This window comes from Nostoc sp. C057, assembly GCF_013393925.1.
Lineage (GTDB): Bacteria > Cyanobacteriota > Cyanobacteriia > Cyanobacteriales > Nostocaceae > Nostoc > Nostoc muscorum_A.
The window spans coordinates 6857956-6873722 of record NZ_CP040281.1; the positions used below are offsets into that span (position 1 = coordinate 6857956).

11 protein-coding genes are annotated in these 15767 nt (G+C 40.9%); 4 read left to right on the forward strand and 7 right to left on the reverse strand.

Annotation, left to right across the window (positions count from 1 at the left end; translation table 11 throughout):
* The first annotated feature begins 276 nt into the window (after positions 1–276).
* Positions 277–2259, forward strand: coding sequence for an amylo-alpha-1,6-glucosidase (locus FD724_RS29180; RefSeq protein WP_179075019.1), 1983 nt, complete (start codon positions 277–279; stop codon positions 2257–2259).
* A gap of 30 nt (positions 2260–2289) precedes the next feature.
* Here FD724_RS29180 and FD724_RS41175 read toward each other — a convergent pair whose 3' ends face one another.
* Entirely contained in the window at positions 2290–2844 is a 555-nt protein-coding gene (locus FD724_RS41175; RefSeq protein ID WP_256874387.1) for an ATP-grasp domain-containing protein, read from the reverse strand.
* 102 nt (positions 2845–2946) lie between these two features.
* Positions 2947–3210, reverse strand: coding sequence for a hypothetical protein (locus FD724_RS29190; protein ID WP_179075020.1), 264 nt, complete (start codon positions 3208–3210; stop codon positions 2947–2949).
* 438 nt (positions 3211–3648) lie between these two features.
* Between FD724_RS29190 and FD724_RS29195 the strand changes: the two genes are divergently transcribed.
* Positions 3649–5082, forward strand: coding sequence for a cell wall metabolism sensor histidine kinase WalK (locus FD724_RS29195; RefSeq protein WP_179075021.1), 1434 nt, complete (start codon positions 3649–3651; stop codon positions 5080–5082).
* 3 nt (positions 5083–5085) lie between these two features.
* Here FD724_RS29195 and FD724_RS29200 read toward each other — a convergent pair whose 3' ends face one another.
* The 3 genes from FD724_RS29200 to FD724_RS29210 are packed head-to-tail and all read right to left on the reverse strand — an operon-like array spanning position 5086 to position 7916.
* Positions 5086–5313: a hypothetical protein gene (locus FD724_RS29200; RefSeq protein ID WP_179075022.1), complete on the reverse strand. Its 228-nt coding sequence runs from the start codon at positions 5311–5313 to the stop codon at positions 5086–5088.
* 19 nt (positions 5314–5332) lie between these two features.
* Complete coding sequence (locus FD724_RS29205; RefSeq protein WP_179075023.1) at positions 5333–7672, reverse strand: heavy metal translocating P-type ATPase; 2340 nt, start codon at positions 7670–7672, stop codon at positions 5333–5335.
* A 49-nt stretch (positions 7673–7721) separates the two neighbouring features.
* Entirely contained in the window at positions 7722–7916 is a 195-nt protein-coding gene (locus FD724_RS29210; protein ID WP_114084902.1) for a heavy-metal-associated domain-containing protein, read from the reverse strand.
* A 389-nt stretch (positions 7917–8305) separates the two neighbouring features.
* Here FD724_RS29210 and FD724_RS29215 point away from each other — a divergent pair, with 389 nt between their 5' ends.
* Positions 8306–9769 carry an RtcB family protein gene (locus FD724_RS29215; RefSeq protein WP_179075024.1) on the forward strand — a complete coding sequence of 488 codons (1464 nt, stop codon included), beginning with the start codon at positions 8306–8308 and terminating at the stop codon, positions 9767–9769.
* 2946 nt (positions 9770–12715) lie between these two features.
* On the forward strand, positions 12716–13171 hold the full coding sequence (locus FD724_RS29220) for a response regulator (protein WP_012408171.1): 456 nt from the start codon (positions 12716–12718) through the stop codon (positions 13169–13171).
* A gap of 32 nt (positions 13172–13203) precedes the next feature.
* Here the strand turns inward: FD724_RS29220 and FD724_RS29225 are convergent, their stop codons facing one another.
* Entirely contained in the window at positions 13204–14328 is a 1125-nt protein-coding gene (locus FD724_RS29225) for a hybrid sensor histidine kinase/response regulator (protein WP_114084900.1), read from the reverse strand.
* Positions 14329–14363: 35 nt separating this feature from the next.
* The gene (locus tag FD724_RS29230) at positions 14364–15698 is read right to left on the reverse strand and encodes a hybrid sensor histidine kinase/response regulator (protein WP_179075025.1); all 1335 of its coding nucleotides are present in this window, start codon (positions 15696–15698) and stop codon (positions 14364–14366) included.
* Positions 15699–15767 lie beyond the last annotated feature (69 nt).

The following is a 15767-nucleotide window of genomic DNA, read 5'->3' on the forward strand; positions in this document are numbered from 1 at the left end:
CGCTGGCAATGAGTAAAATATTATAGTTTGCGCTCCCTAATTCCTTGAGGGTGGGTGCTTCCGCAATCACGTTAAAGAATCGTTTAGAGGCATTTTAGCCTCTACTTGCAGAAATGTCTTACCAAGAATACCTGTATTTAATATTACCCAATACAATGTATTTTATTTAACCGCGATCGCCAGTTAAGATTTTAGAACTCTTTATACCATTCTCAGCACACTAGAGGATTCATAATCCATAATCCAAATATTGATCCCAAGAAAAAGTGTTGACTTATGTGTATAGAATTTGGGCGGGAAATCTGCGGCAATCTTGACACGGCAGAGTCACGCGAATGGTTAGTTACTAACGGTATTGGTGGTTACGCTTCTGGAACTGTGGCTGGTTTATTGACGCGCCGCTATCACGGACTATTGGTAGCAGCATTGAAACCACCTTTAGGTCGTACCTTACTGCTAGCAAAACTAGATGAAACTATCCTGTATGACAATCGCTCTTATTCTCTAGACACCAATCGTTGGGCTGATGGGACTGTCAGCCCTCACGGTTATCAAAATATTGAACGTTTTTCTCTGGAAGGTACAATTCCCTTATGGCGTTTTGCTGTTGCCGATGCCTTGTTAGAAAAACGGGTGTGGATGCAACAAGGTGCTAACACAACTTATGTCCAATATACTTTGCGTCGTGCCACGCAACCTCTGAAGTTGACCCTCAAAGTAATGGTCAACTACCGCGATTATCACAGCGATACCCAAAGTAATGGCTGGAAGATGTCTATTGAGGAAGTCGAACAAGGGATTTGTGTAACTGCTTATCCGGGTGCTGTACCAATGTATTTACTGAGCGATGGTGGTAGTGCATCTGTTGCCGACAATTGGTATTATGGCTTTGACTTGGCTGTTGAGCGCTATCGGGGATTGAGAGATAGAGAAGACCATCTCCACGCTGCGACTTTTGAAGTTACACTAAATCCTGGGGAAGCTCTTGCATTTGTAGCCAGCACAGAAAAGCAAGCAAATCTCAATGCCGAGGCTGCACTTAAGTTACGTCGCGCTCAAGAGCAGAAGCTAACAGGAATTTGGAAAACTAATCAACCTCTCAAGACGAAGGACTCACCTATCTGGATCAAGCAATTAATACTGGCTGCTGACCAGTTTATTGTTGACCGTCCAATGCCAGAAGACCCCTACGGTAAGACTATCATCGCTGGTTATCACTGGTTTAGCGACTGGGGACGCGACACCATGATTAGTCTACCTGGTTTGACAATTTCCACTGGTCGCCCAGAGGTAGCACGCTCAATTCTTCGCACTTTTGCCAGATACGTAGACCAAGGAATGTTGCCAAATCGCTTTCCCGATGCGGGCGATCAACCAGAATATAATACTGTCGATGCCACTCTCTGGTACTTTGAAGCAGTCCGCGCCTACTACAGCGCTACGGACGATGATACTTTGCTTGGTGAACTCTTTCCCATACTTGCAGACATCATTGATTGGCACTGTCGCGGTACACGCTACAACATCCATCTCGATCCGGCCGATGGCTTACTGTTTGCAGGCGTTGCAGGTGTACAACTGACCTGGATGGATGCCAAAGTTGATGATTGGGTAGTTACGCCCCGAATTGGCAAACCGATTGAAGTTAATGCCCTCTGGTATAATGCTTTAAGGACAATGGCAAAGTTTGCCCGTCACCTTGGTAAACCACACCAAGAATATGAGGCAATGGCAGACCGGGCTAAGTATAGATTTTCTCGCTTCTGGAATGACGAGACAGGTTATTGCTATGACGTTCTAGACAGTCCTGATGGTGATGATGCGGCGTTGCGACCTAACCAAATATTTGCTGTTTCGCTACCAGAAAGCCCGTTAACACTTGCCCAGCAAAAGAGTGTAGTGGAAGTTTGCGGGCGATCGCTGCTGACTTCTCATGGATTGCGATCGCTTACCCCTGACCATCCCCAATATCAGGGTAAATACGGTGGCAATCAGTATCAACGTGATGGCGCTTACCACCAGGGCACAGTTTGGGGTTGGTTGTTGGGGCCATTCGTTCTAGCACACCTGCGCGTCTACAAAAACCCTGAGCAGGCTCGTCAATTTTTAGAACCAATGGCTAATCATCTTACTACACACGGTCTTGGTAGTCTCAGCGAAATTTTTGATGGTGATGCCCCGATGACTGCACGGGGATGTATTGCCCAAGCGTGGACAGTAGCAGAGGTTTTACGCGCTTGGTTTGCAACAGAGAGTTGATGTAGGGAATAACTATCGACTGCTTATCCATCACCCCACCCAAAGTTGAGCGAAACGTTCAGCCGTCCATCCTACAATATCTGATACCTGCCCATCACCAATTTCTACGATCCTCTTAGTACCGTCTCTACGCTCTATTACATCCACAGAAAAAAATTGGCTTCCAATCCGCTTTGCACACTCTTCAACAATCTCTGGAACTTCTTCATCTGGTAAAGCAGCAAAAGCTTTACCAGATACAACAAAGTAACGCCTCTCCGTTTCGGACACAAAATCTTCAATCCGCCGCACACAAATACCTCCCTCAATACTGCCTCGAAACTTCTGCATTTCAGACACTACTGTTCCTATTTCCGAAGGTTTATTAATTATGGAACCAACTGAGGTTTTGAGAGATTTGACATAATCTTTGATAAAAAATCCGTTCCAAGCAAGTCTGTTCAACTCATTCTCTAAATCATCATCAACAGAATAAAATTTAGTCTCTGGAGTTAAATCAGCAATCAGAGGATACCAGTTAGGGAGATAGTGTGTGGCTAAATACTCAGCTTTAGAAGTTAAGAGACTTGCCCCCGTGCTGCCCACAGGGCAAACGCATCTAAAGTATAAGAATCCTTTAATAGCAAGGGTTTTGGCGTTTTTTAATTTAGCCTATTTTTTCATCAAGATCCTTGCCCAGCAAGGGTTTCAGAAATCCCGTGCGTTCGCCCTGGTGCTGCCCACGACCCCAACTAATAACTCATAATCAGAGGGTGAGATTATCCAACCCCGATAGACCACTTTTGAATCTGGATAGGGGACTGGAATAATCTTTGATGAACCAGATGCCAGCAACTCTAAAGAAACAACAGAAGTTGCAAATCCTGCATCTTGCATACAAGCAACTTGTTCCAGGTATGCTGCATCCGCTTTCTTGGGATTAAAGTAGTCACTAGGAAAAAGAAATCTCATAATACTTCAACTGAATGTAAAGCTAACTTGTTATTATGGGAAAAAACTCTGTAGCTCCACTGGCATCAAAATTTTTACCTCCTATGTCTATTAAACAGCAAGAGCTACTTTCCGTCATTGTATTTTTAAAAGAATACAAAGAAAAAACATATAAAAGTACAAAATTTTAAGGTAATTCTCATATTAAATTAATTTAATCAACAGTAAATTAATTTAATTTATTATTAGAGAAAGATTTGCAGGGTTGAGAGGGCGATTAAAGAAAAATCTTTCGCAATTTTTCTGGAATGGCTGCACTTTTCATTGTAGGTATACAACAAAGATAAGTTAAAATCATCTGTAACTAAAAATTTAGCGGTTAATAGCAACTTTACATTTAGCATTCTGATTTTTTTTATTAAAATATCTTTATTAAACACCTAAAACGTACCCATAAAAGTGAAGCAAATCAGAAAAGTTTGGATAAATATAGACCCATTTTCCTTACAGTCACGCCTCACAATTGGTATTGCTGCATTCTCAGGTTTGGTATTAGGTAGCCTTGCTACATGGACTAGTTGGAAAATGCAGCAAATCTTAGTTGATAGTCATAAGTACAATATAGAACAAATCGCCAAACGCTTGCCGCAAGATGTACAAATTTATAGTGAAATGATGCAACCTGAAACCGGGTTGCAAAAGGCGATTAATAACTTGGCAAATACCAACATATTATTATGGTTAAAAAGTCCTGATAATAAAATTTTAGTAAAATCTGCCACTTTAGATTTGGTATCTGATACTAAAGTAGCTGAGTTAATGTCCTTGACTAAGATGCCGATTAAACCACAAGTTTATCAAGTCAACGAAAGCTATTTTGTTTTATGTGGTAGTTCTGTACAAGTGCAGGGTAAGTTATTGGGTGAGTTATTTGTAGTCAAAGATATTACCCGCGAACAGAAAATGTTTCTGGGAATGGTGCAGAGTTTAACTATTATTAGTGTTTTGGCAATTATTATTTTAACTGCTGCGATCGCATTTTACATCCAGCGTTCTCTGCAACCTCTACGCCAGCTAAATCAAATGGCTTCTGTGATTTCGGCTGAAGATTTAGAACAATCGCAGCTATCGGTTGAAAATGCACCCAGCGAAGTTAAAGAATTAGCTCAAACTTTAACTATGCTGTTATCGCGCCTCTCTCAATCTTGGAAGCAAGAACGAGAATTTGTGAGTAATGTTTCTCATGAATTACGCACACCTTTAACCATTGTACATGGTTACTTACAAAGCGTTTTGCGAAGGCAAAATAATTTAACACAAACCCAACAAGAAGCTTTAGAAACTGCGGCATCGGAAGCTGAACGCACTATCCGTCTGCTACAAGATTTACTTGATTTAGCACGAGCAGATAATGGTTACTTATATTTTCAAATGAAATCTTATGTGCTAAATGACTTGGTTGAAGAAGTGGTGGTTATGGCAAAAAAATATAGCGATCACATAATTAAAATTGAGTCCAACGTTGATCGAATTGAGGTGAAAGCAGATTACAGTCGGCTAAAACAAGTATTATTGAACTTAATTGATAATGCTATTAAGTACTCTGAAGCTGATACACCGATACTTTTGGAATTAAATCAACTTGAAGATCGGGCAATTATTCAAGTTTGCGATCGAGGCTATGGAATTCCTTTGCAACAGCAAGCACGGATATTTGAAAGATTTTACCGCGTAGATGAATCCCGCTCTCATACTACCGGGGGTTGTGGTTTGGGTTTATCTATTGTCAAGACACTTGTAGAAGGTATGGGGGGTAGTGTTAGTGTGCAATCAAAGTTAGGGGAAGGAAGTACATTTACAATTAGTTTACCGACGTATAGCAGTGCTATCTGAATTTCAAGAATCAGGGCTTTTATAGAGAAGGAACCACCACAACTCTAGTCCAATAAAGGCTAAACCAGCGATCGCAACACCAACTTTCAAGCCCAAAGGTTGTTCTATGTGGTTAAACTGGGTAGTTTGCTCTGACGAGTGGGCTGGCATTTCTGCTAATGTTACACTTGGTGTCCCGGTGAGAAGCGCTAAAGCTGTAAGGCTTCCCCAAAGCATTTTTTTACTGAACATTTCCTAATTTAACCTGCAATTATGAAGTAGCTTTTGGTTGAAAGTTACGCAATCTGAGGGCATTGCTAACAACAGAGAGTGAAGAAAGAGCCATCGCAGCCCCAGCGATAATTGGATTGAGTAACCAACCAAATATCGGGAACAAGATTCCAGCCGCAATGGGAATACCAATGACGTTGTAAATAAAGGCAAAGAAGAGATTTTGCTTGATATTGTTGATGGTGGCATGGCTGAGTTGAATTGCTGTGACAATGCCTTGCAAATCTCCAGAAATTAGGGTGATATCGCTAGCTGCGATCGCAACATCTGTTCCCGTACCAATAGCAATTCCCACATCAGCCTGCGCTAGGGCTGGTGCATCATTTATACCATCGCCTACCATTGCGACAATTGAGTGCTGAGTTTTGAGTGAGAATTTACGAGAATTCTCTCCCCTTACTCCTCTGCCCCTCTGCCCCTCTGCACCCCTGCCCCTCTGCTCCCCTTGTAGAGATTGGATAATCGCCGCCTTTTGATCTGGACGCACTTCGGCAAAGATTCGCTCAATGCCAACTTCTGCTGCGATCGCATCAGCCGTTTTCCGATTGTCTCCAGTAAGCATCACTACTTCTAAACCTAACTTCTGTAATGCCTTCACCACTGCTGCTGATGAAGGTTTCAGGGCATCGGCAATACCCATTATTCCTTGTAGTTCCCCATCTACAGCAATCAAAATTACTGTTTTACCAGCAGTTTCCCAGGCATCTTTATACTGCTGAAGAGCAATAATGTTAATTCCAAGTTCTGTTAACCAGCGTTGTGTACCAATTTGCACAAGCTGACTTGAAACAACTCCTTGGACACCACTACCTGCATTAGCCTGAAAATTCTGTGCCTCTGTTAAACTCACCTCTTGAGACTGGGCGTATTTCACCACCGCTTCAGCTAAAGGATGCTCAGAATTCCGTTCCACCGTTGCTGCTAACTGTAAAAGCTTGATTTCATTCCCATTAGCTGTACCGTTAACAGTCACAAAGTCTGTAACTGTTGGTTTCCCCTGAGTCAAAGTGCCGGTTTTATCTAGAACGATGGTTTGAATTTTGTGTGCTAGTTCTAGGCTGTCTGCACCCTTAATCAAGATGCCATTTTCTGCACCTTTGCCGGTTCCCACCATTACAGATGTGGGGGTAGCTAAACCTAAAGCACAGGGACAAGCGATAATTAGTACACCCACCGTTGTCATTGTTGCGAGGGTGAGGTTGCCAGTGAAATTAAACCAAATGACGAAAGTGGCGATCGCGATCGCAATCACGCCTGGTACAAACCATCCTGTAACTTGATCTGCCAAACGTTGAATTGGTGCTTTAGAGCCTTGGGCTTGTTGCACTAATTTGACGATTTGAGCCAAAAACGTATCATTTCCGACTCGTGTCACCCGAAACTGAAACGCACCTGCACCGTTAATCGTCGCCCCAATCACCTCATCTCCTGGCTGCTTTTTGACTGGCAAACTTTCACCAGTTACCATCGCTTCATCTACTGTCGAAGCGCCTGCAATCACCTCGCCATCGACTGGAATCTTTTCACCAGGACGTACTAAAATCACATCGTTGATTCTGACTTCGGCGATGGGAACATCAATTTCCACACCATCACGGATAACTCTGGCATCTCTGGCTTGCAATCCGATCAGTTTGCGGATGGCTTCAGAAGTTTGTCCCCTAGCGCGATTTTCCAATAACCGCCCCAATAAAATTAAAGTAATAACAATGGCTGCAACTTCATAATAAACATGAGGTATCAAGCCCTGGGCAATAAAAAATTTCGGGAAAACAGTCACAAACAAAGAATATAGATACGCTGCACTTGTACCCAAAGCAATCAGCGTGTCCATTGTCGCCGTATGGCGCTTGAGGGTTTTCCAGCCATTGCGGTAAAAAGAACCACCACACCAGAAGATGACAGGTGTTGTCAACGCTAACTGTACCCAAGGATTTTGCAAGAAGCTGGGAATTAAGGGGAAGTTTAGCCCAGTCATCATGGGCAACGACCCTAAAAAGAGGAAAATGCTAATTACACCTCCCACAATTACCTTGAGGAAAAGTTCGCGTTGTAATGCTTGTCTACTCGCTTTTTCGGCATCATCTTCTTCAGAGAGCAATTCTTCCTGGAGTGAGTCAGAAGAATATCCCGCAGCTGCGATCGCAGTTTGAATTTTCTCTAAATTTGCTAGAGAGCGATCGTACCTAATGGCGGCTTGTTCTGCTCCAAAGTTAACGTTGCAGTCAATTACCCCAGGAACAGAGCGAATTGCCTTTTCGATGTTGTTGGCGCAACCAGCGCAACTCATACCTCGAAGTTTGAGTGTGAGAGTATCCATAACTAGATGAACCGAACCCCTGTGATTGATGTGGGAGGATCTTTAAAGATTAAGCAACTGGATAGCCAGCAGCAGCCAACGCTTCCTTAATTTCTGTTTCTGATGCTTGAGTTTCTACACTGACAAGCTTGGTTGTTGGATCAGCCTGAACGCTTGCATTGGCATCGACTGCTTGAAGTGTTTTGGTGATAGTGCTTGCACAAACAGAACAAGACATATTGGGAACTGTGAGTTGGAGAGTCATAGATTTACGGGATAAAAATAAACAACCTAGCCAAACCAAGTTGGATGACTGAGGGATAACCGTCAACAATCAGAAATTTCTGGTTGAGAGTCCCCTTGAATTCATACTAGACTCTCTAGTCGGCTGGAGAGTCTAGAGAATTTTAAAAGTTTTTAGCTAAAGTTCTAATTTCTTTACAGATGTAGTATATAAAATGCAAAGAATACAAAATACTACAAAACACTTGTTTTCCAATGCAAGTGTGTGTTATCAAAGCTATATAACCTGTTGTTTTCCCGACAATTCTGGGGAAATAACCCTCCGCACCACTTGAGACGCGGCTGCTGAACCCAAGTCTCCTACTCTCTTCACAACCAAGAGTCTTTTTTAAGGCTCAATTTGGAGTTTTCATGCAGCCAAAAAATTTAAAACGTCTCCTGCGTGCTTTAGAGCGGCAGGGTTTGGATGTAACTTACGATAATCGCACTTATTCTGTCCGTTTAGTTAATTCTCCTGATGCCCCTGTAGCAGAAGTGCTACTGCCAGAAGGCTTCCCCGTAGAAGCTAAGGCACTGAAGCAGCTAGCGAATTTGGCAAGCGTCCGCCACCCATCTGGTGGATGCGTTTGCCGTGCCTGTGCTACCCCTGACTTTCACCCAGGTGATGCGGGTGTTGCCATTGGTTCAATTGTCGAAACTGTGGGTCAGGTTATCCCTGGCGCTGTCGGTTCTGACATCAATTGTGGAATGCGCCTGCACGTTGCTGATTTGACAATCGACGAATTCATGGCAAAGCGCGACCAATTCGTCGAAAAAATGAAGGGGGATTACTTCTTTGGTACGCGTGATGTGACAATGACTGCTGAGGCAATGCGATCGCTATTTCAATACGGAATTCCCGGTTGGCTGGATGCCATGCTAGATCGGCCTACTGGAAGTGTAGTCAAATCTGATTTGCAGCAACTACTCCAAGAGGGCGATGGCTCCGCCAACGCCAGGGGCGAACGCATCTTCTTAGGTGGTTCAATGGATGGTGACTGGAAACTTGCACCTGAAGAATTGGTTCCCGATGCTGGAATGGTACGCGATGGCGGACTGGCAACCATTGGCGGCGGCAATCATTTTGTAGAAGTGCAGCGAGTTGATAAAGTTGAAAATCGCCCACTTGCCCACGCTTGGGGAGTGCGCGAGGGACAACTGGCTTTTATGATTCACTCTGGTTCTCGAAACGTGGGTAAGTATATCGGGGGAATATGGCGAGATAAAGCTAAGGCGACTTGGCAAAAAGGTCTGAAGTACCCTGATTCTCAGATTTTTCCTCTCTCTACCCATTCTCACCCAGAATTAGTCGCCAGTTACCTGCAAGCTGAGGCAACTGCTGCTAACTATGCTTTTATTAATCGCCTGCTATTAGCAGAACTGCTACGTCTGCGTTTGCGAGAAGTATATAAAGATGTGGAAGCACCTCTAGTTTATGATTTGCCGCATAATATCACCTTGCCGGAAGGTAAAGGATGGGTAACACGCAAGGGCGCTTGTCCAGCCCATGCAGGGCAACCAGTGATTATCCCTGGTTCAATGGGTGCTTATTCTTATCTGATGGTGGGTAAAGGCAATCCAGCCTTTTGTAATTCGGCCTCACACGGCGCGGGAAGAATTCGTTCTCGCTTCGACCTCAATCGCAGAGGTGCATCTCAAAATGAGGCAGAACTGGGATTAACCGGGATAGACTGCATTACCTTGCGTGAAGAACGCCGCATTGAAGAAGCACCAGCCGCCTATAAACCGATTCAGTCTGTAATTGATGTGCAGGTTGAGGCAGAAATGGTGGACGTTGTGGCGCGATTGAGTCCGGTATTGACGTTTAAAGCGTAGCCCCTAAATAAAAAGCCCCTGGTCAACGCCAGGGGTATCCATCTTTATTCCCTAACATTTAGAATCGCATCTGTGAAGCTATTATAAATCCGTACCAATGCAATTAACGCATAAGATTGATGATTATTTTGCAATTAATTAGATGGAATTTACCCAGTGTCATCAATGCTACGGTGTACACACAAGTTAGATCCAGTTTTAGTTTTATCCCAATACGCTTGGGATAAGCCAGAAAGCCCTTCTCCGAAAATGAGTGTAGAGACGTAGCAGTGCTACGTCTCTACAAGGATTCTGGATAACGCATATTTAATTTCTGGAGATGTCTAATAAATACTTTATGTATTTTTCTTTTTTCGTATGAAACTGCCCAGCGTAGCCTGCCTCCGCAGGGGTACGCTATCGGCATCGCTCCTTTCTCTTCACTCGATCAGAAAATAGGTTTAGCTCAGTGCTAAACCTATAGATTTAGTGCTTAAGTAGACATTTCAGATTAATTTAGACTGACTTTTTTAGCAGTTCATCTTCCTATAGACTGTATCCAAAATTCTTGAAGACTTGTACATAATAAAAGGCTTGGTTAAACCAAGCCTCTATATATACCAAGCATTTACTACACCAAGATTAATTTAGACTGACTCTTACTTTAGTTCATCTTCCTATAGACTGTATCCAAATATTCTGAAATCTGATAGTACACTTCCTGGTTACTCGTAAAAAAAAGGTTTGGCTGTGAACCAAACCTCAATAATTGCTGTGCTTAACAACGTACAAAATTAATTTAGTTCTACTCTGTACTACAGTTCATCATCCTAGAGGATGTGTATAAATATTCAGAAATTTGGTATTTCATAATTTGATAAAAATCTTAACTAATTTTTTGAAAAAATACACAAAAAATCTACCTAAAGTTAATCCTGTTTAAAGATTTCTGGATTAGGCTAAAGACTCTAATCACCAAGATAGATTCTGATATATCCCCTCTATATTTTTTCTGCTCAACCAGTGTATAAAAATATCGCCCATCAATTTACTTCTAATCTGACGAAAGTCTATCTTTTACTTATAATTTTTCAAAAAAAGACCCTGGAAGAATATCCAGGGTGCATACACGTTTTTCAGGCATTAACAGGCTGAATAATAACTTTGTAAAATAGTTATTTCTACTATCTATAGAATGATACGAATATTGATCTATATATGGTATTGATGGTTTTTTGTTGCTTGTTCTATTGATATATAGTATTTAATAACACCAATAGGCATATTTTGATGAGCTTTTCTATTTCTTTAGGATCATGTTAAACAATGTTTAATATGATATGGATATATTATTATTAGGAAGTTAGAGGATATTTTGAAAGTAACTTTTGATTAATACTCATACATCAAGTACGAAATCTAGGGGCAATATCTTGCGAGTACTCCGTTGAAGAACTTGTAGATCCTCGCCGATGCCTTAGAGAGGATACGCGATAGCATATATGGGCTATTTTTTGCCTCATTAACTGTATGTTTCAGTTGGTTAGTGCCAGTCACAAAAAAGGCATGGCTAAAAGCCATGCCCTATATATACCAAGTGTTTACCATACCTTGCTAATTTATAATTACTTTGATTTCAGTTCATCTGTCTAGAGTGTGTTGACATACTCTAACGATAGGCATGAAAAAAGGTTTAGCACTCAGCTAAACCTTCATTGAAAGCAGTTATTCGACACACCAAAATTAATTTAGAGCTACTCTTAATTCTGGTCATCTTCCTCTAGGATGTGTACAATAATTATAAAATCTGGTACTGATATATATTGATAACATAGAAATTATTTCAACCCCCTTTAGATAGATAAATATTTTAATAGATGTGATTAAAAATAAAATTGATCGTAGATAAAATTAATAGGCATCAATGGTCTAATTTAACAAAGCTTAAATGAAATTATTCTCAAGCTTTTGGTTGTATTAAACTGAATACGTTTCAGTTAAGAAGAATAGTAGTAGTGGTCTGTCTCATTAATTCTGAAGGTTTATAAAAGTTCGTAGTAAGGACTTTAGTCCTTGATTTGAGCGATAAATCGCTCACTACAAACCTAGCAAAATTAATGCGATAGACCAGTAGTAGCGCAGCAAGCTTAATTTGTTGGGTTGAGCAATCATAAAATAATTTTGTTTACGACTTTCTATATTTTTGAACCCAATGTTTTAGCATTGACATGTTAGTAGTGGTTTATACTTTGTAATTACTCAAATGCTTGTCACATATAGCTTTTAGCAGTTTTATACCTGATTTCTATCAGACTTTGTGAGAAATACGGGCCAACCTACGCCAGTTTTAATTTTTAACCTTAACCCAAGCGTATTGACATTAAACTTCAATAAATAATCTAGAAACAAATTTCTGCATAGGTGTAGCCTGTCATAGACATCGCGCTATACTAAAGTAGTAGATAGCCTTGGACAAAAGATGAAAAGCTACTTCTTTTCAGGAATATATCAAAAATAATCTCTTGGTTTAACCTAAACAATCGTGTCTGTACAACTAATAAAGAGTGTGTCTAAATTAGATTAAGCACGTAAACTTCAGTACAAAATTTAACAGTTAATAACTTGAATTACTTGTTTATTTAGTATCTTTAAAATCTCCAAGCATACATAGTTCAAGCCGATACTGTTTTAAATCATCATCTGATCTTTTTATATAAAGTTATGGTGAATTTATTAAGAAAATATTCTGTAATTTTGCGTATAATCGAAAAGTATCCGCTAAACCTCTCAGCTTGAGGTTTTCTTACCTCAGCAATTTTTGCGTGGTTAAGAATCATCAAATAGGCAAAAGTAAAACACATTAGCTAATTCTGACCGAGTACTATTCCATAAGTTCGCGCGAAGCTTCGTCTGTATCTCCCTAATAGAGACAGACGAGGAATCCTAATAAAATCTTCTGGAGAAGAGATGTATTTGGCACATTCATTCATGAGTGATGAAAAGCAGCAAAACTCTCACCAGCCTTTGATTTTGGCAGTGGAAGACCATGATGATAGTCTTTTGCTGATTAGTTATGCTCTTGAGTTAATGGGTTGTAGATTTATTTGTCAAACAGATTGTTCTGCAACAGTGCTGGTGGCTAAAGAATATCAACCGGACTTAATTTTGTTGGATATTTTGTTACCAGGTCTTAGCGGTATCGATGTTGTGCGTCATCTAAAGCAAGAACCCTTAACTTCCAAAATTCCAGCGATCGCAGTCACGGCTTTAGCTACCACGGAGGATAGAGAGCGTATCCTCAAGGCAGGATTTGATGATTATATCAGCAAACCCTATATGATTGAGGACTTAGAGGCTATAATTCGCCGTGTATTGGGAGGAAAATTCTCTCCTTACTCAGCTTTTGAACTTTGTCAAGATTAGCAATCCAGCAGAAAAATGTCCCTGTAAAGAAGTTAAATGTTCTTGGGTAGTTGGACAGTGAACAAAGTACCTTTACCTACTTCAGAAGCAACCTGGATAGTTCCTGCGTGCCCTTCTACAATCCTGTGGGATAAATGTAGTCCTAAGCCACTACCTGAACGTTTATGTTTGCCTTGGCGAAATCGCTCAAAAATTGTTGCCTGATCTTCGGGTGCAATTCCATATCCTGTATCTTGTACCTCAATTGTTACCGAATCTTGATTTCCTGGAAGAGGTGATGTTTCAAAAATGCGGATTGTGATCCCTCCTGTATCCGTAAATTTGATGGCATTGGCGATCAAATTGTTTAGCACTCGGCGTAGTTCTAAGCGATCGCCCATAATAACCCCAGCATTTTTATCCAATGGATCTAATTTACTGGTGTCTGTTGTCAGGGTCAAACCTTTTTCATTAGTTAGAGGGCTTAGTTCGCTCACAACTTCTTCAGATATCTCACGTAAATCACATACTTCCCAATTCAACGTTTTTTTACCTGCCTCGAAGCGATAAACTTCTAGGAGGGTGTTTACCATGTCCATCAAATTTTGGTTACTGCGAATCATAACTGCGATCGCCTGTTTCATTTCCGGCGAGATTTTGCAGAATGTTTCCATTTCAAACAAACTCAACATCCGATCGGCAGCAACTAAAGGAGTTCGCAAATCATGAGTCAGACGGGAAACAAAGTCTTCCCGTTGGCGGGTCATTTTTTGTTGTTCGTCCAGACTGTGCTTGAGACGTAATAGCGATCGCACTCTTGCCAGTAGTTCATCCGTATCAAATGGTTTACGAATAAAATCGTCAGCACCAGCATCTAAACCTTCGACAACGCTAGATTCATGAAAAGCAGTAATCAGCAGAATTGGAATATAACTAATTGCTGGGTTATTCCGAATCCGACGCGTGACTTCATAACCATCCATCCCCGGCATCATTACATCTAACAAAATCAGATCGGGTGGAGATTTTTCAACTTGTCTCAAAGCCTTTATTCCATCTGAAGCCAAATCAATTTCATATCCCTCACTTTCTAAAATCGCTTGAACCAAAATAAGATTATCTCGAGTGTCATCAACTGCGAGAATACGATAAATTTTATTATTTTCAACTACAGACATAATTTATAAATTTTTCTCAGTTTTTTGGAAGTAATTTATAGTTTAAATTTAGGATATCCTATCGGTGCTTGCCTAGCTTGAGAAGATGACTGATGGGGATTTTTTGCTCTACCAAAAATTCCGTCGCTGTCTAATTGTAAATTGGGAGGATCATCTGCCACATTTTGTAATGTGATTTGACGCGGCAATTCAATTTTAAACATTGAACCAATGCCCAATTTGCTCTCCAGAAAAATTTTGCCGCCCATCATTCGCACCAATGAATCTACAATTGCCAAACCCAGACCAGTCCCTGGATATTTGCGAGTAATAGTTTGATCGACTTGCCGAAATGCTTCAAAGATACGTTTAAAATCTCTGGATGCTATACCAATACCTGTATCCCTAACAATAATTACCACTTTATCTGTAGGTAGTTCCTTAACCTCAACCAAAATCTCACCAGACTCTGTGAACTTAATCGCATTGGAGAGTAGGTTAGTTAAAATTTGTCTGATCCGAATAGGATCGTTAAATATAAAAGGATTTTGCAAATCGGTTTGCAGTAACAATGACAGCTTTTTAGCATCAGCGAGTGAACGCATTTCACCTACAGCGAGATTTATGACCTTTGATACATCAAATATTTCCGCCTTTAAGTCTAATCGTCCTATCTCCAGCTTCGAAAAGTCAAGAACTTCATTGAGTAGCATCAGTAAATGCTTCCCATTATTTAAGATGCGCTCAACCATATCTGCTTGCTGGTTACTTAGTTGACCGAACTTAGGACGCAGCAGTATTTGCGAAAAACCAATAATCGCATTCATCGGCGTTCTGAGTTCGTGAGACATAGTGGCCAAAAAATGTGATTTTAACCGTGATGCCTCCAACAGCTTAAAGTTTTGTATTTGAATCTGTTCTTGTTGTCTCTCCAATTCTTGGTTCTTACGAATGAGTTTTTCATTACTTTCTCTAAGCTGCTCTTTTGCCAAAGCTGCCTGCATTTCAGCCCGATAAATCCGAATTGCACTCCGCAAAACTTGTGCCAAGTTTTCTGATGATATCCTAGACTTAGAGAGATAGTCTGTAGCACCAGCTTTAATTAATTGAACAGACATTTGTTCATCTTTTTGACCAGTCAAGACTACTATAGGAACTTGAATTTCCGAAAAACGTAGCCGTTGAATCAAGGTTAGTCCATCCTGGTTTGGTAAATCATAGTCGAGGAAAACACAATCATAAGCAGTAATGCTTAAGGCAGAAAACGCATCATTGCCATTGCCGACTTCAGACAGTTCCATCTGAATACCTGCTATCGTCAGGCCCTGACGGACTACCATCCTGTCTACTTCGTCATCGTCTACAACCAAAATTTTCAGCGTCTCTTCCATCGTTTTTAATTTTTGCCGCCAAACATAGGTTGATGTATAACATTTCTCTTTTGAGATTATCCAATTAAA

Coding starts and splice junctions, on each gene's coding strand:
- FD724_RS29180 (WP_179075019.1), top strand. CDS start 277: ATGTGTATAGAATTTGGGCGGGAAATCTGCGGCAATCTTGACACGGCA.
- FD724_RS29190 (WP_179075020.1), bottom strand. CDS start 3,210: ATGAGATTTCTTTTTCCTAGTGACTACTTTAATCCCAAGAAAGCGGAT.
- FD724_RS29200 (WP_179075022.1), bottom strand. CDS start 5,313: ATGTTCAGTAAAAAAATGCTTTGGGGAAGCCTTACAGCTTTAGCGCTT.
- FD724_RS29205 (WP_179075023.1), bottom strand. CDS start 7,672: ATGGATACTCTCACACTCAAACTTCGAGGTATGAGTTGCGCTGGTTGC.
- FD724_RS29210 (WP_114084902.1), bottom strand. CDS start 7,916: ATGACTCTCCAACTCACAGTTCCCAATATGTCTTGTTCTGTTTGTGCA.
- FD724_RS29215 (WP_179075024.1), top strand. CDS start 8,306: ATGCAGCCAAAAAATTTAAAACGTCTCCTGCGTGCTTTAGAGCGGCAG.
- FD724_RS29220 (WP_012408171.1), top strand. CDS start 12,716: ATGTATTTGGCACATTCATTCATGAGTGATGAAAAGCAGCAAAACTCT.
- FD724_RS29225 (WP_114084900.1), bottom strand. CDS start 14,328: ATGTCTGTAGTTGAAAATAATAAAATTTATCGTATTCTCGCAGTTGAT.
- FD724_RS29230 (WP_179075025.1), bottom strand. CDS start 15,698: ATGGAAGAGACGCTGAAAATTTTGGTTGTAGACGATGACGAAGTAGAC.